The organism is Fluviibacterium sp. S390, from assembly GCF_049800695.1.
Taxonomy (GTDB): Bacteria; Pseudomonadota; Alphaproteobacteria; order Rhodobacterales; family Rhodobacteraceae; genus Meridianimarinicoccus.
Window position 1 is genome coordinate 56,409 of sequence record NZ_JBNAFN010000007.1, and the last position, 18,272, is coordinate 74,680.

Annotated in this window: 18 protein-coding genes; 9 read left to right on the forward strand and 9 right to left on the reverse strand. The window is 66.7% G+C overall.

Going from position 1 to position 18,272, the window contains the following annotated elements; all coding sequences use genetic code 11:
- Positions 1-34: 34 nt before the first annotated feature.
- Genes ACP15K_RS07595 through fabA form a run of 3 tightly spaced genes read right to left on the reverse strand, consistent with a single transcriptional unit; the run spans position 35 to position 2,605 of the window.
- Positions 35-823 carry an enoyl-ACP reductase FabI gene (locus ACP15K_RS07595; protein ID WP_424990190.1) on the reverse strand — a complete coding sequence of 263 codons (789 nt, stop codon included), beginning with the start codon at positions 821-823 and terminating at the stop codon, positions 35-37.
- A 7-nt stretch (positions 824-830) separates the two neighbouring features.
- A complete protein-coding gene (fabB, locus tag ACP15K_RS07600) occupies positions 831-2,057 on the reverse strand; it encodes a beta-ketoacyl-ACP synthase I (protein ID WP_424990191.1) in 1,227 nt (408 codons plus the stop codon).
- Between the two features lie 35 nt (positions 2,058-2,092).
- A complete protein-coding gene (gene fabA / locus ACP15K_RS07605) occupies positions 2,093-2,605 on the reverse strand; it encodes a bifunctional 3-hydroxydecanoyl-ACP dehydratase/trans-2-decenoyl-ACP isomerase (protein ID WP_424990192.1) in 513 nt (170 codons plus the stop codon).
- Between the two features lie 149 nt (positions 2,606-2,754).
- On the opposite strand from fabA, the gene irrA reads away from it, so the two are divergent.
- The 9 genes from irrA (at position 2,755) to aroA (ending at position 11,618) form a co-directional block, all read left to right on the forward strand.
- Entirely contained in the window at positions 2,755-3,192 is a 438-nt protein-coding gene (irrA, locus tag ACP15K_RS07610; RefSeq protein WP_193141679.1) for an iron response transcriptional regulator IrrA, read from the forward strand.
- Between the two features lie 48 nt (positions 3,193-3,240).
- Positions 3,241-3,834, forward strand: a complete 594-nt coding sequence (locus ACP15K_RS07615; protein ID WP_193141678.1) for a hypothetical protein — start codon at positions 3,241-3,243, stop codon at positions 3,832-3,834.
- A 77-nt stretch (positions 3,835-3,911) separates the two neighbouring features.
- On the forward strand, positions 3,912-5,237 hold the full coding sequence (gene miaB / locus ACP15K_RS07620; RefSeq protein WP_193141677.1) for a tRNA (N6-isopentenyl adenosine(37)-C2)-methylthiotransferase MiaB: 1,326 nt from the start codon (positions 3,912-3,914) through the stop codon (positions 5,235-5,237).
- A gap of 243 nt (positions 5,238-5,480) precedes the next feature.
- On the forward strand, positions 5,481-6,503 hold the full coding sequence (locus ACP15K_RS07625) for a PhoH family protein (RefSeq protein WP_394355462.1): 1,023 nt from the start codon (positions 5,481-5,483) through the stop codon (positions 6,501-6,503).
- Positions 6,484-7,023, forward strand: coding sequence for an rRNA maturation RNase YbeY (gene ybeY / locus ACP15K_RS07630; RefSeq protein ID WP_424990193.1), 540 nt, complete (start codon positions 6,484-6,486; stop codon positions 7,021-7,023). The genes ACP15K_RS07625 and ybeY overlap by 20 nt, the downstream gene beginning before the upstream one ends.
- A 4-nt stretch (positions 7,024-7,027) precedes the next feature.
- Complete coding sequence (locus tag ACP15K_RS07635; protein ID WP_193141675.1) at positions 7,028-7,906, forward strand: hemolysin family protein; 879 nt, start codon at positions 7,028-7,030, stop codon at positions 7,904-7,906.
- Entirely contained in the window at positions 7,896-9,413 is a 1,518-nt protein-coding gene (lnt, locus tag ACP15K_RS07640; protein ID WP_424990194.1) for an apolipoprotein N-acyltransferase, read from the forward strand. The genes ACP15K_RS07635 and lnt overlap by 11 nt, the downstream gene beginning before the upstream one ends.
- 33 nt (positions 9,414-9,446) lie before the next feature.
- Complete coding sequence (gene trmB, locus ACP15K_RS07645; protein ID WP_193141673.1) at positions 9,447-10,163, forward strand: tRNA (guanosine(46)-N7)-methyltransferase TrmB; 717 nt, start codon at positions 9,447-9,449, stop codon at positions 10,161-10,163.
- Between the two features lie 99 nt (positions 10,164-10,262).
- A complete protein-coding gene (gene aroA / locus ACP15K_RS07650; RefSeq protein WP_424990195.1) occupies positions 10,263-11,618 on the forward strand; it encodes a 3-phosphoshikimate 1-carboxyvinyltransferase in 1,356 nt (451 codons plus the stop codon).
- 202 nt (positions 11,619-11,820) lie between these two features.
- Here aroA and scpB read toward each other — a convergent pair whose 3' ends face one another.
- The 6 genes from scpB to ACP15K_RS07680 form a co-directional block, all read right to left on the reverse strand.
- Positions 11,821-12,495, reverse strand: a complete 675-nt coding sequence (gene scpB, locus ACP15K_RS07655) for an SMC-Scp complex subunit ScpB (protein ID WP_424990196.1) — start codon at positions 12,493-12,495, stop codon at positions 11,821-11,823.
- Positions 12,492-13,289: a segregation and condensation protein A gene (locus tag ACP15K_RS07660; RefSeq protein ID WP_193141670.1), complete on the reverse strand. Its 798-nt coding sequence runs from the start codon at positions 13,287-13,289 to the stop codon at positions 12,492-12,494. Before ACP15K_RS07660 ends, scpB begins: the two co-directional genes overlap by 4 nt.
- Positions 13,286-14,302, reverse strand: a complete 1,017-nt coding sequence (locus ACP15K_RS07665; protein WP_424990197.1) for a glycoside hydrolase family 3 N-terminal domain-containing protein — start codon at positions 14,300-14,302, stop codon at positions 13,286-13,288. The genes ACP15K_RS07660 and ACP15K_RS07665 overlap by 4 nt, the downstream gene beginning before the upstream one ends.
- Before the next feature lie 43 nt (positions 14,303-14,345).
- Positions 14,346-15,209, reverse strand: a complete 864-nt coding sequence (locus ACP15K_RS07670) for an SPOR domain-containing protein (RefSeq protein WP_424990198.1) — start codon at positions 15,207-15,209, stop codon at positions 14,346-14,348.
- A 74-nt stretch (positions 15,210-15,283) separates the two neighbouring features.
- Positions 15,284-17,026, reverse strand: a complete 1,743-nt coding sequence (gene argS / locus ACP15K_RS07675) for an arginine--tRNA ligase (RefSeq protein WP_424990199.1) — start codon at positions 17,024-17,026, stop codon at positions 15,284-15,286.
- A 58-nt stretch (positions 17,027-17,084) separates the two neighbouring features.
- Entirely contained in the window at positions 17,085-18,236 is a 1,152-nt protein-coding gene (locus tag ACP15K_RS07680; protein ID WP_366190871.1) for a deoxyguanosinetriphosphate triphosphohydrolase, read from the reverse strand.
- Between the last annotated feature and the right edge of the window lie 36 nt (positions 18,237-18,272).

An 18,272-nucleotide genomic window follows, 5' to 3' on the forward strand; every position in this document is an offset into this window, starting at 1 on the left:
GCCGGGTCCGGTCTGTGAGCCCTGGTCCGTGGTCCTACAGGTTTTCCGGCTGCGCCATGCCCAGAACGTGGAAGCCGCCATCAACGCGGACGATCTCGCCGGTGGTGCAGGCGCCGTAATCCGACGCCAGGTAGACCGCGGTGCCGCCCACGGCCTCCAGCGTTGCGTTGGCGCGCAGCGGCGCGTTCATCTCGGTGTTGCGATAGGTCTTGCGTGCCCCGCCGATGGCGGCGCCGGCCAGGGTTTTCATCGGGCCGGGCGACACCGCGTTGACGCGAATCCCGTCCGGGCCCAGGTCATTGGCCAGATAGCGCACCGAGCTTTCCAGCGCCGCCTTGGCCACGCCCATCACGTTGTAGAACGGCGTCACCCGGTTCGACCCCTGGTAGGTCAGGGTCAGGATGGTGCCCCCGTCGGTCATCATCGGCTTGGCGCGCCGCGCCAGTTCGATCAGCGAATAGCACGAGATGTTCAGGGAGTTCAGGAAGTTGGCACGCGAGGTGTCGGAAAACCGGCCGTTCAACTCGGCCTTGTCCGAAAACGCCACCGCATGAACCAGGAAATCCAGCCGATCCCAGCGCGCCGACAACTGCTCGAAACAGCGATCCATCGACGCGTCGTCGGTCACATCCACATCGACCAGAAAGTCGGATCCCACCGACTCGGCCAGCGGCGCCACGCGTTTTCCAAAGGCCTCGCCCTGATAGGTGAAAGCCAGTTCCGCGCCCTCGGCGGCCATGGCCCGGGCAATGCCCCAGGCGATGGAACGTTCGTTGGCAACCCCCAGGATGAGGCCGCGCTTTCCGGTCATCAGATCCGCCATGATCGCGTTACCCGTGATATTTGCTCATGATGAGAGTTGCGTTGGTGCCACCAAAACCGAAGCTGTTGGACAGAACCGTGTCCAGGTCGACGTTGTCGCGCCGCTCGGTCACGATCTCGTCGGGCTTCAGGGCAGGGTCCAGTTCGGTGACATTGGCCGAGGCCGCGATGAAGTTGTTCTCCATCATGATCAGGCTGTAGATCGCCTCATGCACGCCGGTTGCGCCCAGCGAATGGCCGGTCAGCGACTTGGTCGAGGCGATGGGCGGGGTGTTGCCTTCGCCAAAGACCCGGCGCACCGCTTCCACCTCGGTCACATCGCCCGCGGGGGTCGAGGTGCCATGGGCGTTGATGTAGTCGATCTTGCGATCGCCGACGGTGGCCAGCGCCTGCCGCATCGACCGTTCGCCGCCCTCGCCGGACGGGGCCACCATGTCGTGGCCATCCGAGGTGGCGCCATAGCCGGTGATCTCGGCATAGATCTTGGCGCCGCGCGCCTTGGCGTGCTCCAGTTCTTCCAGAACCACCATGCCGCCGCCGCCGCCGATGACGAAGCCGTCGCGGGTGGCATCGAAGGGGCGCGAGGCGGTTTCGGGGGTGTCATTGTACTTCGACGACATGGCGCCCATGGCGTCGAACAGGCACGACAGGGTCCAGTCGACTTCCTCGCCGCCGCCGGCAAAGACCACGTCCTGCTTGCCCATCTGGATCAGCTCTGCACCGTTGCCGATGCAATGGGCCGAGGTCGAGCAGGCCGAGGTGATGGAATAGTTCACGCCCTTGATCTTGAACGGCGTCGCCAGGCAGGCCGACACGGTGGACGACATGCAGCGGGTGACCATGAACGGCCCCATCCGCTTGGGCGCGCCCTTTTCGATCACGGTCTTGTGGGCCGAGAAGAAGTTCGACGTGGAGGGCCCGCCAGACCCGGCCACCAGGCCGGCGCGCTCGTTGCTGACCTGTTCGTCGGTCAGGCCGCTGTCGGCGATGGCCTGCTGCATCGCCAGAAAGGCATAGGCGGCGGTCGGCCCCATGAAGCGCAGCTGGCGCTTGTCGATGGCTTCGGTCAGGTCGATCTGCGGGATGCCCGCAACCTGGCTGCGGAACCCGTGTTCGGCATAGACCTCTTCTTTGCGGATGCCGGATTTGCCGTGGTACAGGCTGTCCTTGACCTCTTCCACGGTGTTGCCGATGGGCGAGATGATCCCGATCCCGGTGATGACGACGCGGCGCATGGCGGTCTCCTTGTGGTCGGTTGTGGGCGGGTGGCTCAGCCTTCGGCGGCGGCCAGGCCCACTTTCATGTTGGTGACGGCACAGACCAGTTCACCATCGGCCAGAACCCGGCCATCCGCCACACCCATTTTCAGGCGGCGGTCGATGACGCGGGTGAAATCCACCTCATAGGTGACCAGCGTGCGATCGGGACGGATCATGCCCGACAGTTTCACCTCTCCGGCCCCCAGGGCAAAGCCCTGGCCCTGCCAGCCGCGCCAGCCCAGGTTGAAGCCGGTCAACTGCCACAGCCCGTCCAGCATCAGGCAGCCGGGCATCACCGGGTTGCCGGGGAAATGGCAGGGGAAGAACCACAGGTCGTCGGTGATATCCAGCTCGGCGCGGATATGGCCCTTGCCGTGTTCGCCCCGGTCCGCGGACACATCGGTGATGCGGTCCATCATCAACATCGGGGGTTCAGGCAGTTGCGCGTTGCCGGGGCCGAAAAGCTCTCCCCGCGCGCAGGCGATCAGCGCATCCTTGTCAAACGTGGTCGGATAGTCGGCCATGGAAGCCTGCCCCTTCGTCGTTTTTATCGGTTGGTTCCCATTAGCATCTGCTTTCGCCGGGATTCAAGGGCGGCGCGACGGAGCGCCGGCCCCCGCAGGTTTGCGATTTCAATTGAAAATAACTCGCAACGCCCTTTATAAAGGCAGTGATGACACAGACGCCATTTCCCTCGACCACATCCCCGGCTGCACGGGCTTCCGACTGGCTCAAGACCGCCGGGCTGCGCCCGACGCGGCAGCGCCTGATCCTGGCCGACCTTCTGGTCGGCGACGGGCAGGACCGCCATGTGTCCGCCGAAAGCCTGTTTGCCGAGGTTCTGGGCCGGGGCGAGCGTGTGGCGCTGGCCACGGTCTACAACACCCTGCGCGCCTTTTGCGAGGCCGGGCTGCTTCAGGAAATCACCGTCGATGGTTCGAAAAGCTACTTCGACACGCGCACCGACGATCACCCGCATTTCTACTGGGAAGACACCGCCGAACTGACGGATGCCCCCAGCGGAGAGCTAGAGATCACGCGCCTGCCCACGCTGCCCGAAGGGGCGCGTATCGCCAAGGTGGATGTGGTCATCCGTCTGCGGCGCGGCTGACCTTCCCCCCGGTTCTTCGTTGATCCATCGCGCGGGGCCGAGCCGCTGATGATGTCCGGCCTTCTGGATGAAATGGTGACGCTGCTGGCGGCGGGGCTGGCGATCACGCTGGGCACCAATCTGGACAATATTGTCGTGCTGACCGCACTTGCCGGCACGCTGGCCGATGGCGCGCGGCAGGGGCGGCGGGCATTGTGGATTGCCGCGGCGCTGGTTCTGGCCGCGGCCTGGGTCCTGTCGCTGCTGGCCGCAGGTCTTCCGGCGCATCATTCCCGCTGGATGGGGCTGGTGCCGCTGGGGCTGGGGCTGTTTGCCGGATGGCGCGCGCTGCGTGGCGGCGCGTCCGCAGACGAGGCGCCGGTTGCGGCGGGCGGCTCCATGGTGGCGCTGTTGCTGGTCAACAGCACCGATACGCTGGCCACGCTGACGCCGCTGCTGGCCGAAACCGCCAGCCCGCTGCGGCTGGCCATCGTCGTGGGCATGGCCATGGGCACGGCGGTTCTGGCGGCGGTGTTGGGCCGGGTTCTGGGCCACGATCGGCTGCGCGCGGCGCTGGAACGGCATGGCGCCTGGCTGGCGCCGCTCATCATGATCTGCGTAGGCCTGTATATCCTTGCCGACACCGGCACCGACCTGGTCTGACCCGCCGGTCATTGCGTCGCAGGCCGGCTTTCGCTACACCGCGCCAATCCCGCATCCCCGCCAAAGGCCCGCATCCCATGTCCGACCCCCGGAAGCTTTTCATCAAGACCTACGGCTGTCAGATGAACGTCTATGACAGCGAGCGTATGGCCGAGGCCCTTGGCCCCTCGGGTTATGTCACCACCGACACGCCCGACGATGCGGACATGATCCTGCTCAACACCTGCCACATCCGCGAAAAGGCCGCCGAGAAGGTCTATTCCGAACTGGGCCGGCTGAAGGCGCTCAAGGTCGACAACCCGGATCTGAAGATCGGCGTCGCCGGGTGCGTCGCCCAGGCCGAGGGGGCCGAGATCCTGCGCCGCCAGCCCTCGGTGGATCTGGTGGTCGGCCCGCAAAGCTATCACCGCCTGCCGGATCTGGAAGCCCGCGCCCGCAAGGGCGAGGCGGCGCTGGACACCGATTTCCCCGAGGAAGACAAGTTCGACAAGCTGGCGGACCGCCCCAAGGCCAAGCGCGGAGCGACCGCCTTCCTGACCGTGCAGGAAGGCTGCGACAAGTTCTGTGCCTTCTGCGTGGTGCCCTATACGCGCGGCGCCGAGGTGTCCCGCCCGGCATCCCGCCTGATCGCCGAGGCCGAGGATCTGGTGGCGCGCGGCGTGGCCGAGATCACCCTGCTGGGCCAGAACGTCAACGCCTACCACGGGCCGGGGCCGGATGGCGGCGAATGGGGGCTGGCCCGGCTGATCCGCCGCCTGGCCGAGATCGACGGGCTGGAGCGTATCCGCTTCACCACCTCGCATCCCAACGACATGGAAGACGACCTGATCGCCGCCCATGGCGATTGCCCCAAGCTGATGCCCTATCTGCATCTGCCGGTGCAGTCCGGCTCGGACCGCATCCTGAAGGCGATGAACCGCAAGCATACGGCGGCGGACTATATCGCGCTGATCGACCGCATCCGCGCCGCGCGTCCCGATCTGCTGCTGTCGGGCGATTTCATCGTCGGCTTCCCCGGCGAGACCGATCAGGACTTCGAGGACACGATGGATCTGGTCCGCACCGTCGGCTACGGGCAGGCCTATTCGTTCAAGTATTCGCCGCGCCCCGGCACCCCCGCCGCCGAACGCAAGGGGCAGGTGCCCGCCGAGGTCGCCTCGGACCGCCTGCAACGGCTTCAGGCGCTGCTGACCGAGCAGCAGAAAGCCCGGCAGGATGCGATGGTCGGGCAAGTGGTCGGCGTTCTGTTCGAAAAGCCCGGACGTCTGGACGGCCAGCTTGTCGGCAAATCCGACCATCTGCACGCGGTCCATGCGCTGGCCCCGGCGGACCTGATCGGCAAGGTCGCCCGCGTCCGTATCGTCGAAAGCGCGCCGAACTCGCTGAAGGGCGAGTTGATCTGACCGGGCGGCTGGCGCGGGTTTCTGCGCCTGCACTGCCATACGCCGGCCATACCTTTTCCAGACGCTTGCCAACCGGCGGGTTTGCCGCCAATGCTGCGCCCGCATCCGCGCCGCCCGCCGCAGGGGGCTCTGGCGCCGGAGGTGGGGAAAACCATGGCGTTGTCGTGACAAATCGCGCACCGCGCTTGCCTTGCCGCCGGGGAGTTGGCAGGCTGGCCTCAAGCCCCCTGCAAGGAGACGTCTTTGACCACCAGCATGCTGACCCCGCCCACGGAAGGGGCGGAAGTTCCCGAGGTCCAGGTCGAGTTTCAGGACAACCGTCTGCTCATTGATCTTTGCGGCGAATATGATCGCAACCTCACCCAGATCGAAACCGCCCTGGGTGTTCAGATCCTCCGACGTGGCAACCAGCTTGCTCTGTATGGTCCCAAGGACGCGCAGTCGCGCGGGATCGAGGTTCTTGGCGCACTCTATCACCGTCTGGAATCGGGCCGAACCGTCGGCCCCGGCGACATCGACGGCGAATTGCGAATGACCAACACGCCGGTGCCGCCCGAAGAGGGCGACGGCGATCAGCTTGAGATGTTCCGCCGCGAAGAGGTCGAGATCAAGACCCGCAAGAAGACCGTCGAGCCGCGCACAGACGCCCAGAAAGCCTACGTCAAGTCCTTGTTCGACAACGAACTTGCATTCGGCATCGGCCCGGCGGGCACCGGCAAGACCTATCTGGCCGTGGCGGTGGGCGTGTCGATGTTCATCGGCGGTCATGTGGACCGGATCGTGCTCAGCCGCCCGGCGGTCGAGGCCGGCGAAAAGCTGGGCCATCTGCCCGGCGACATGAAGGACAAGGTCGATCCCTTCATGCAGCCGCTGTATGACGCGCTGAACGATTTTCTGCCCGGCAAGCAGGTCACCAAGCTGATCGAGGAAAAGAAGATCGAGATCGCGCCGCTGGCCTTCATGCGCGGCCGCACCCTGTCCAATGCCTTCGTGGTGCTGGACGAGGCGCAGAACGCCACCACCATGCAGATGAAGATGTTCCTGACCCGTCTGGGCGAAGGGTCGCGCATGGTGGTCACCGGCGACCGCAGCCAGGTCGATCTGCCGCGCGGGGTAAAAAGCGGGCTGCGCGATGCCGAAAGCCTGCTCAGCGGCGTCAAGGGAATCTCGTTCAACTACTTCACCGCCAAGGATGTGGTCCGCCACCCGCTTGTGGCCCGGATCATCGAGGCCTATGACGCTGCGGATGCCAGAAAAACCGGTTGAAACCACCCTCGACGCTGACGGCTGGAGCGCCCTCGATCTCGACGCCCGCGCCAATGCGGCGGCGCGCGCCGTGCTGTCGCATCTGGGCCATGACCCGGCAGGGTTCGAGATCAGCCTGCTGGGTTGCGACGACGCCCGTATCGCCGATCTGAATGCCGAGTTTCGCGGCAAGCCCGCACCCACCAACGTGTTGTCGTGGCCCTCGGACGAACGCGCCGCCGATGTGCCGGGCGGCGCACCGCAACCGCCACAGGGATTGTTTCCCGATGAGCCGATCGAATTGGGCGATGTGGCCATCGCCCTGGAAACCTGCCTGCGCGAGGCCGAAGCCGTCGGCCGCAGTGCCGACGATCACGTCACACACCTTCTCGTGCATGGCATCCTGCATCTTTTGGGGTACGATCATGAAACCGATGCAGATGCAGCCTTGATGGAAGGGCTCGAGACCACGATACTTGCGAAGCTTGGGATCGCAGACCCATATGCCGAGCAGGGTGGATTCCCTGATCAAAACGGATGAGACAATGAACGACGGAGACGGGTCCAGTCCGGAGACGGCCGACTCGCAAGACGACCAAACCAGCCGATGGGGCCTTCTGGGGCGCGTGTTCAGTCGCGCCGACCGGGCCTCGGACCCTCACGTGAAAAACGGCCACGCCATCGACGCAGGCGATCAGAAGGAACGGCCCGGCCTGTCCAACTTGCGGGGCATGCAGATCTCGGATGTGGCGGTGCCCAAAGCCGAGATCACCGCCGTGACGATGGAATGCCCGCTCACCGATCTGGTGGACCTGTTCCGAACCAGCGGCTATTCGCGGCTGCCGGTCTATGACGGCACGCTCGACAGCCCCATTGGCATGGTGCACCTGAAAGACGTGGCGCTGAAGCACGGCTTCGATCACGACAACAACGGGTTTGACCTGCGCGATCTGGTGCGTCCGCTGATCTATGCGCCGCCCTCGATGCCCATCGGCGTGCTGCTGCAGAAAATGCAGACCCAGCGCACCCATATGGCGCTGGTGATCGACGAATACGGCGGCACCGATGGGCTGGTGACGCTGGAGGACCTGATCGAACAGGTCATCGGCGAGATCGAGGACGAGCACGACGAAGAAGAAGTTCAGCCCTGGACCGAAGAGGCGCCGGGCACCTTCGTCGCATTGGCGCGGGCCCCGCTGGACGAGTTCTCGGAGGCTATCGGCGTTGATCTGCACATGCCGGGTGTGGACGAGGATATCGATACCCTGGGCGGCGTCGTTTTCCTGCTCATGGGCCGGGTGCCGGCACGGGGCGAAGTTCTGAAGCATCCCGCCGGGGTCGAGATCGAGGTTGTCGATGCCGACCCGCGCCGAATCAAGCGGTTGCGCATTCGCACACCCAACAGCAAACCGGATGCGGGCTGAGCTTTCGGGCCGCAGGCTCTGGCTGGCACTGACGCTCTGCGGGGCGGCGGCGGCGCTGGGGCAGGCGCCCTTCGGCTGGCCGCTGGTGGCGCTGCTGGTGCTGGCCGTGGGGCTGGGGCTGGCCTTGCCCGCGCCGACCCCGCGCGCCGGGTTCTGGCGCGGTTGGGGACTGGCGTTGGGCTATTTCCTGGCCACCCTGCATTGGATCGTCGAGCCGTTCCTTGTGGACATCGCCCGCCACGGCTGGATGGCGCCCTTCGCGCTGGTGCTGCTGGCCGGCGGCATGGCGTTGTTCTGGGGTGTGGCGATGGCGGCTGCGGTCTGGTTGGGGCGCGGGGCAGGGCTGGGCCTGCGGGTGCTGGCACTGGCCGCCACCCTGCCGCTGGCCGAGATGATCCGCGCGGTGCTGTTCACCGGCTTTCCCTGGGGCATGGTGGCCAGCTTCTGGATCGACACGCCGGTGCGCATGGGCGCGGCCTGGGGCGGGCCCTACGCCCTTGTGGCACTGACTGTTCTGGCCGCAGGCGGCATTGCGGTGCTGCTGTTCGGGCAAGGGGCCAGACGCTGGCGCGGGGCCGCGGGCCCGGTGCTGCTGCTGGCGGTCTGGGTCGGCGGGACGGCCAGCTTGCCCGCTGAGTCACCCGTGGCGCCCGAAGGCCCGGTGGTGCGGGTGGTGCAGCCCAACGCGCCCCAACACCAGAAATGGCAGCCCGACATGATCCCGGTGTTCTGGCGACGCAAGCTGGAGTTGACCGGCCAGCCCGGCACGCTGACCCCGGATGTGGTGGTCTGGCCCGAGGTGACGCTTCCCTACCTCTGGGGCGGCGAGACCGAGGGCAATGCCCAGATCGCTCGCGCGGCAGGTGGGGCGGTGACGCTGGTGGGCGCGCAGCGGTTCGAAGGATCTGAACTGCGCAATGCGGTCGGGGTGCTGGATGGCGATGGCAAGCCTCTTGCGGTTTACGACAAGTTCCATCTGGTGCCCTTTGGCGAGTATTTTCCCGGCGGCGCGCTGGCGGCCCGTCTGGGGCTGGCGGGGCTGGCCACCGACATGCTGGGCGGTTTTACCTCTGGTCCGGGCCCGCAGGTGTTGGACCTGCGCGGGCAGGGGCTGGGCCGGGTGCTGCCGCTGATCTGCTATGAAGCCATCTTCCCGCGCCACGGCTTCGCGCCCGGCCCCCGCGCCGACTGGATCGTGCAACTCACCAATGACGCCTGGTTTGGCGAGTTCGCGGGCCCGCAGCAGCATCTGGCGCAGGCGCGGATGCGGGCAGTGGAACAGGGCGTGCCGCTGGTGCGCGCCGCCAACACCGGCATATCGGCGGTGATCGGTCCGGCAGGCCGGATGCTGGCCGAGATCCCATTGGGCGTGGCCGGGGTGATCGACGTGGCGCTGCCCGCGCCGCTGCCGCCGACGCTCTATTCCCGCACCGGGAACTGGCCGGTGCTGATCGCGGCCCTGGTCCTGATCGCCGGTCTGGGGTTGCGCCGCGTGCGAGGGGCTTGACCTTTCGTCGCCAGCCGCGCACATCCCCGGCCCATGACCGACAGCAATTCTCCCTCCGGCGCTCCGTGGCGCAATTTCTATGGCCGCCGTCGTGGCAAGGGCCTGCGGGATAGCCAGAAGGGCTATCTGAACGAAGACCTCGTGGCGCTTTCGCCGGGCAAGGTGGACTGGGACGCCAACCCCGAACGCGTGCCACTGGATCTGGACGCCATGTTCGGCGGCAAACCGGTCTGGCTGGAGATCGGTTTCGGCGGCGGCGAGCACATGGTGCATCAGGCGGCCCAAAACCCCGATGTCGGCATCATCGGTTGCGAGCCCTATATCAACGGCGTCGCGATGCTGCTGGGCAAGATCCGCCGCGCCGGGGTCGAGAACCTGAAGGTGCATCCGGGCGACGTGCGCGACATGTTCGATGTTCTGCCCGAGGCCAGCATCTCGCGCGCCTTCCTGCTGTATCCCGATCCCTGGCCGAAAAAGCGCCACCACCGACGCCGGTTCGTGACGCCCGAGCATCTGGATCCGCTGGCGCGGGTGCTGAAGCCCGGTGCCATCTTCCGCATCGCCACCGACATTCCCGACTATGTGCGGCAGGCGCTGGAACAACTGATGGCGCGGCCCGATTTCGAATGGCTGGCCGAAGGCCCCGAGGATTGGCGCGCGCCCTGGGACGACTGGATTTCGACCCGCTATGAACAAAAGGCGCTGCGCGAGGGGCGCACGCCGCATTACCTGACCTTCCGCAAGATCTGACCGCAGCGGGACCGCCGTCTGCCCAATCGTTTGCGCCCCCATGGACCTTGCCGCAGCAGGCCGCTAACAGATGGCCGACCCATTCAAGAGGAGCCCCCGATGTCGTCCCATGGACCCGCCGCCCCGATGACCGCGCACCGCGCGGGCCCGCTGACCGGAACCGCACATGTCCCGGGTGACAAGTCGATCTCGCATCGGTCGCTGATCCTTGGGGCCATGGCCGTGGGCGAAACCTGCGTGACCGGTCTGCTGGAAGGGCAGGACGTGCTGGACACCGCCAAGGCCATGCGCGCTTTCGGCGCCGATGTGGCCCGCGATGCCGATGGCACCTGGCGGGTGCATGGCGTCGGCGTTGGTGGGTTTTCCGAACCCGAGGATGTGATCGATTGCGGCAACTCCGGCACCGGGGTGCGGCTGATCATGGGCTGCATGGCGACCACGCCGATCTCGGCCACCTTCACCGGCGATGCCTCGCTGCGCAGCCGTCCCATGGGGCGGATCACCGATCCCATCGCCCTTTTCGGGGCACAAAGCCATGGCCGCAAGGGCGGGCGTCTACCAATGACCATCGTCGGGGCTGCCGCCCCGGTGCCGGTGCGCTATGTCACGCCGATGCCTTCGGCACAGGTCAAATCGGCGGTTCTGCTGGCCGGCCTGAATGCGCCGGGCCAGACCGTGGTGATCGAAAAGGAAGCCACCCGCGATCATTCCGAGCGGATGCTGGCGGGGTTCGGGGCGGTGGTGACGACCGAGGACACCGACGAGGGCCGGGTCATCACCCTGACCGGCCAGCCAGAGTTGAAACCGCAGACCATCGTGGTGCCGCGCGATCCCTCCTCGGCGGCCTTCCCGGTCTGTGCGGCGCTGATCACCGAAGGCTCGGACGTGCTGATCCCCAATATCGGGCTGAACCCGACGCGGGCCGGGCTGTTCGCCACCCTGCGCGAGATGGGCGCGGATCTGACCTATGAGAACGAACGCACCGAGGGCGGCGAGCCGGTAGCCGATCTGCGCGCCAGATTCTCGGACAGCATGCAGGGCATCGAGGTGCCGCCCGAGCGCGCCCCGTCGATGATCGATGAATACCCGATCCTGTCGGTGGTGGCGGCGCTGTCCACGGGCAAGACCGTCATGCGCGGGGTAAAGGAACTGCGGGTCAAGGAAAGCGACCGGATCGACGCCATGGCGCGCGGTCTGGAAGCCTGTGGCGTGACCATCGAGGAAGATGAGGACACCTTCATCGTGCACGGCATGGGTGCGGGCGGGGTACCGGGCGGGGCCACGGCGGCCGCGCGGCTGGACCACCGGATTGCCATGTCCTTCCTGTGCCTTGGCATGGCCGCGCAAAACCCGGTGACGGTGGATGACGCCGGGCCCATCGCAACGTCCTTCCCGATCTTCGTGCCCCTGATGCGGGAGTTGGGCGCGCGGCTGGAGGACGACGGCGCGCGCTGACGCGCGGATTTCATGCCTCCGGCGGGAGTATTTTCGCCAAGAAGAATGAGTGCCGTCTCGGAAACGCTCCGGGGGAGCGGTTCAGGCGCGAATGGGCGGAGCCCCAGCCGTCTCGGAAACGCTCCGGGGGATCGGTTCAGGCGCGAATGGGCGGAACTTCAGCCGACCCCGCGACGGGTCGTGAGTGTGTATCTGCCAAGCGTCAGGGCGCCTCGGGGGCCGGGGGGGCACTGTCCCCGCCTTCGAACAATTCGGATTGATCGGTGTCGCCGGTGTCCTGATCAGGCAGGTCCGCGCCCGGTGGCGGGCGGTTGTCGAGCAGGCCGGCGGCGCGCAATTCCTTGAGGCCGGGCAGGTCGCGGGCGCTTTCCAGGCTGAAGTGATCGAGGAAGGTTTCCGTGACCACGAAGGTCACCGGGCGGCCCGGGGTCATGCGGCGGCGGCCGAGCCGGATCCATTCCATCTCGAGCAACTGGTCGATGGTGCCGCGGCTGACGCCGACGCCGCGGATTTCCTCGATCTCGGCGCGGGTGACCGGCTGGTGGTAGGCGATGATCGCCAGGGTTTCGATGGCCGCGCGCGACAGCTTGCGGGTTTCCAGCGTCTCGCGGCTCATCAGGAAGGCCAGGTCCGGCGCGGTGCGGAAGGCCCAGGCCTCGCCCAGTTTCAGCAATTGCACCCCCCGGCCTTCGTAGCGTTTTTGCAGATGCACCAAGGCGGTGACCGGGTCGGAGCCATGGGGCAGGCGGCCGTACAACTCCTTCAGGGTGACCGGCGCGGCAGAGGCAAAGAGCACCGCTTCGACCATCCGTTCCTGTTCGCCCATGGGGGGGGCCGTGAACAGGCTGGGGTCGTCCTTCGGGGTGTCCTCGGTCATGGGTCATCCTTTCGGCGGCGCAGGCGGATGGGGGCGAATGTGTCGGACTGGTCCAACTCGACCTGGCCGCGTTTGACCAGTTCCAGTGAGGCGGCGAAGGTGGCGGCCAGGGCCGAGCGGCGCTTTTTCGGATCCTCCAGCCAGCCGTCGGGCAGATAGCTGGACAGATCGGTCCAGTCGCCGGCGAAGGCGACCAGCGGGCGCAGACGGTCCAGCGCCTCTTCCATGGTCAGCACCGGGCCGCGATCCAGCACGAAGGGGCGGAAGTCGTCCTTGGTGCGCAGGCGGGCATAGGCCTGCATCAGGTCCAGCAGCGAGGCGGTGAAGCGGGTACGGCGCAGGCGGGCCACGCTTTCTTCCTCGCCACGGGCAAAGACATCGCGGCCCAGCCGGTCGCGACCCATCAGCTTGGCGGCAGCCTCGCGCATGGCTTCCAGCCGCTGCAACTGGAAGGCCAGATGGGCGGCCATATCCTCGCCCGAGGGGCCGTCGTCCTCGGGGTCGGGGGGCAACAGCAGGCGCGATTTCAGGAAGGCAAGCCAGGCGGCCATGACCAGATAGTCGGCGGCCAGTTCGATGCGCAACTCCTTGGCCTTGTCGACAAAGACCAGGTATTGCTCGGCCAGTGCCAGCACCGAGATCTTGCGCAGGTCCACCTTCTGGGTGCGCGACAGGGTCAGCAGCAGGTCGAGCGGGCCTTCGAACCCATCCACATCGACGATCAGCGCCTCGGAGGCGAGGCGGGCTTCCAGCGGCGTGACGTTGTCGTCCGACGATGTGCCCGTGGGCGTCATGCGGCCGGGTCCAGCAGGGCGGCCATCTGCGCGGTCAAGGCGTCCGCATCGGCCTCCTCGGGAGCATGGCGCAAGGCCAATGCGGCCTCGGCGCGGGCCTGTCCCCTGGCCGAGAAGGTGCCAGAGGCCGCGGCGACCGTCTGCATCTCGGCCATTTCGCCGTTGCAGTGCAGGATGGCGTCGCAACCGGCGGACAGGGCGGCGGTGCAGCGGTCGGCCAATGCGCCGCCAAGGGCGCCCATGCAGATGTCATCGGTCATAAGCAACCCATCAAAGCCGATCTCGTCGCGTATCAGGCGGATCAGCCGGGGCGACAGGGTGGCGGGCAGGTCGGGATCGATGTTGGGAAACAGCAGATGCGCGGTCATCGCCAGGGGCAGATCCGCCAGTGGCTTGAAGGCCGCGAAATCGGTGGTGGCGAGTGTCGCCTTCGGCGTGTCCACCCGTGGCAGCGCCTTGTGGCTGTCCAGCGTGGCGCGGCCGTGGCCGGGCAGGTGCTTGAGCACCGGCAGCACGCCACCCTGAAGAAAGCCTTCGGCCATGGCGCGGGCATTGGCGGCGACCTGCGCGGCCTCGGTGCCCAGACAGCGGTTGCGCAGGAAGGGATGGGTGTCGTCGGTGGCGACATCGGCAGCGGGCGCACAGTTCACATCGATGCCAACCGCGCGAAGCTCCTGCGCGATGACGCGGGCGCGCAGGGTCAGGCTGGCGGCGGCATGGGGACCGGCCCGGTCCACCTGGTCCAGCGGCGGCAGCCATTGCCGCCAATGCGGCGGCACCATGCGCTGCACGCGTCCGCCTTCCTGGTCGATCAGCACCGGGGCATCGCGGCCCACAGCCGCGCGCAGGTCGGCGGTCAGGGCGCGGACCTGATCGGGGGTGTCGATGTTGCGGGCAAACAGGATGAAGCCCCACGGGTCGGCCTCGCGATAGAACGCCGCCTCGGAGCGGGTCAGGGCAAGCCCCGAACAGCCGAATATCGTTGCCCCCTGGGCCATGATCGCCTCCGTCATTCTGCCCGGCAGGATTGCCTGTTCAGGGCCGGGATGCAATCGCTCAGCGCATCCGCACCGGGATGCATTCGGCGCGTTCGGCCAGAAGGGCGGCGCAGAAGTTGCGGGCGTCGGCCAGGCCGACAAAGCCATAGGCGCGCAGGCGGTAACGGGTGGTGCCGGCCAGGGTGACGGGTTCGATCACCCGCGCCTTGGGCGCCAGGAAATCTGAAAACCGCAGGCCCAGGCGATCCCAGGCAGCGGCGGCTTCGGCCTCGGTGTCGTAGTCGCCCAGTTGCACCAACCGGGTGCCCGAGGCGATCAGGCTCGGGTCAACTTCGCTGGTGGTGGCGACGGCGGTCAGCAGCAGAGGCGGAGAGGTGTCGGTGGCGGCCCGCGTTGCTACGTCCTGATCGGGGCGCTGCAACGGACGCGGCCCGCCGGGGGTCGGGTCGGCCTGCGGCACGGCCAGACCTTCCAGATCGGGCAGGGGGGCGTCGGCCTCCAGCCCCAGAACCTCGCTCAGCGCGCCTTGTACCGCGTCGCGCATCGAGGCGAGGGGATCGGCGGGCTCGCCGGGGGCCTTGTCCTCGGGTGTGGGGCCAACGGCTTCGGGTGCCAGCACCAGCCGTTCGGCCAGCGGTTCCTCGACATCCTCGGAGGCGATCGCGTTGACCGAGTAGCCCTGATGCGCGGCTTCAAACCCGCCGGGTTCCTCGGGGGACACGCGCGGCGGGCCGTCCATGGCCTGGATCACCGGCACCCGGGTGATGTCGCGGGTGGCCAGGTCGTAGACCCAGTATCCAAGCCCCGCGACCAGCGCGACCGAGGTCGCAGCCCCCAGCCAGCCCACGATTGCCGAAACACCGGGTCCCTGCGGATGCGAGTCCGCCGGCCCCGAACCATAGCTGTCCGAATACGCCATCATTTGCCCCAATATCCTGTCCGGGTCCCGAAAGCCCCGGCCTGTGCCTGCTCGCGACCCGTGGGGCGGCCGTTATCTCAGCGCATTTCCTCCACGGGCGTCACGCCAAGAATACCAAGACCGGTCGAAATAACAACGGCAACCGCCCGAGGCAGCACGATTTTTGCAGCCGTTGCTTGCGGGTCATCCTGCAAGAAGCGCAGCGCCGGGTTGTCGTTGCCGCGGTTCCACAGCGCGTGGAATTCCGAGGCGAGGTCATAGAGGTAGAAGGCGACGCGGTGCGGCTCGCTGCCCGAGGCGGCGATCTCGACCAGGCGCGGCCACTCCGCCAGCTTGCGGATCACGGCCAGTTCCGCCGGATCGGTCAGCACCGAAAGGTCCTGTTGCGCCAGATTGGCGTCGGACACATCCACGCCCATTTCAACCGCCTTGCGCAGCACCGAACAGACGCGGGCATGGGCGTACTGCACGTAGAAAACCGGGTTGTCCTTGGACTGTTCCAGCACCTTGTCGAAGTCGAATTCGAGCGGCGCGTCGTTCTTGCGGGTCAGCATCACGAATCGAGTCACATCGGCGCCCACCTGATCGACCACATCGCGCAGGGTGACGAAGGTGCCGGCGCGTTTCGACATTTTCACCGGCTCGCCATTCTGGGTCAGCTTGACCAGCTGGATCAGCTTGACATCCAGCGGCACCTTGCCATCCGACAGCGCCGACACGGCCGCTTTCATGCGTTTGACATAGCCGCCGTGGTCGGCGCCAAATACATCAACAAGCGCGTCGAAGCCTCTGGAAACCTTGTCATAATGATAGGCGATGTCCGGCGCGAAATAGGTCCAGCTGCCGTCGGATTTCTTCACCGGGCGGTCCACGTCATCGCCATGGGCGGTGGATTTGAACAGGGTCTGTTCGCGCGGTTCCCAATCTTCGGGGGTCTTGCCCTTGGGCGGTTCCAGAACGCCTTCGTAGATCAGGCCCTTGGCGCTGAGCGTTGCCAGGGCGGTCTCGATCTTGCCGGTGCCATACAGCGCCTTTTCCGAATAGAAATTGTCCATGGTCACGCCAAGGGCGGCCAGATCGGCGCGGATCAGATCCATCATCGCCTCGGTGGCGAAACTGCGCACCGCGTCGAGCCAGACGTCTTCACCCTTGTCGAGATAAGCGTCGCCGACCTTGGCCTTCAGCGCCTGACCCACGGCGATCAGGTAGTCGCCGGGATAGGTGCCGTCGGGAAAGGCCACCTCCTGCCCGAAGGCTTCGAGGTAGCGCAGATAGACCGAGCGGGCGAGCACATCGACCTGCGCGCCGCCGTCGTTGATGTAGTATTCGCGGGTCACATCGTAGCCGGCGAAGGCCAGAAGGCTGGCCAATGCGTCGCCGAAAACCGCGCCGCGAGTGTGGCCCACATGCATCGGTCCGGTGGGATTGGCCGAGACATATTCGACGTTCACCCGCTTGCCGGTGCCAAGGGTCGAGCGGCCATAGGTGTGGCCCGCTTCGATAATCCCGGTGACCAGACCCTGCCATTGCCCGGCGGCCAGCCGCAGGTTCAGGAACCCCGGTCCGGCCACTTCGGCGGTGTCGATGCGCGGATCGTCGGCCAGCAGGGCGGCCAGCGCCTCGGCAATGTCGCGCGGCTTCATCTTCGCCGGTTTGGCCAGCACCATCGCCGCGTTGGTGGCCATGTCCCCGTGCGCCGCATCGCGCGGCGGCTCGACCGAGACCGCGCGGCGCTCCAGCCCCTGCGGCAGAACGCCGTCGCGCTCCAGCGCGTCGAGGCTGTCCAGAACAAGGCTGCGGATCTCGTCAAAAAGGTTCATGGCTCATCTTCCCGTCGTTTGCGCGGGGTTTAGCACGGCTGGCGCGGGGCGCAATCCGTCATTGGCTGGCCGGGCCGCCCAGGTATTTCGCGTGGACCTGCCGGGCGAAGCGATCGGTCATCCCGGCGATATAGTCGGCCACGATGCGGGCCAACTGAGTTTCGGTCTCGGCCTCGGCCACGTCCTTGCGCCACTGGCGCGGCATCAGTTCGGGGGTGTTCATCAGCAGCGGGAACAGATCCATCACCACCTGGGTGACCTTCTCGCGGACCACCACCACCGACGGCGCGCGATACATGCGGTGGAACAGGAACTGGCGAATCACCGTCAGATCCTTCCAGACCCCGTCCGAGAACACGACCATGGGCCGGCCGGCATTGCGGATGTCCTGCGCGGTGGCGGGGTCCAGATCTGTCAGACGGCCGCGCGCCTGCGCAATCACATCCTCGACCAGAATGCCGAAGAACCGGCGCAACGCCTCGTGCCGCCGCCGGTAGTAGTTCAGGTCGGAAAACCTGCGGTCCACCTCGGCAAAACAGTCCTTCAGGATCGGCATTTCCGCCAGTTCGTCGGTGGAAAACAGCTCGGCCCGCAGCCCGTCGTGCAGGTCGTGGTTGTTATAGGCGATGTCATCCGACAGGGCCGCCACCTGGGCCTCGGCACTGGCATAGGTGTTCAGTTCCAGATCGTGGCGGGCGTTGTAGTCGGCCAGCGCATAGTGCAGATCGCCGGTGACCGGCCCGTTGTGCTTGGCCAGCCCCTCCAGCGTCTCCCATGTCAGGTTCAGCCCGTCGAATTCGGCATAGTGGCGTTCCAGGCTGGTGACGATGCGCACCGCCTGCGCGTTGTGATCGAAGCCGCCATAGGGCGCCATCAGCACGTTCAGCGCATCCTCGCCGGTGTGGCCGAAGGGGGGATGGCCCAGATCATGGGCCAGCGCCACCGCCTCGGTCAGGTCGGTGTCCAGCCCCAGCACCCCGGCGATGGTGCGGGCCACCTGCGCGACTTCGATGGAATGGGTCAGCCGGGTGCGGAAGTAATCGCCCTCGTGTTCTACGAACACCTGCGTCTTGTGCTTGAGCCGCCGGAACGCGCTGGAATGGATGATCCGATCCCTATCCCGCTGGTAGGGCGAGCGGAATGTGCTCAGCCCCTCGGGGTAGAGTCGCCCCCGGCTGTGGGCCGGGTCAGAGGCATAGCTTTGGCGCATTTGGGCCCTTCGTCTTGTGGCATCCCTTGGGCGTGC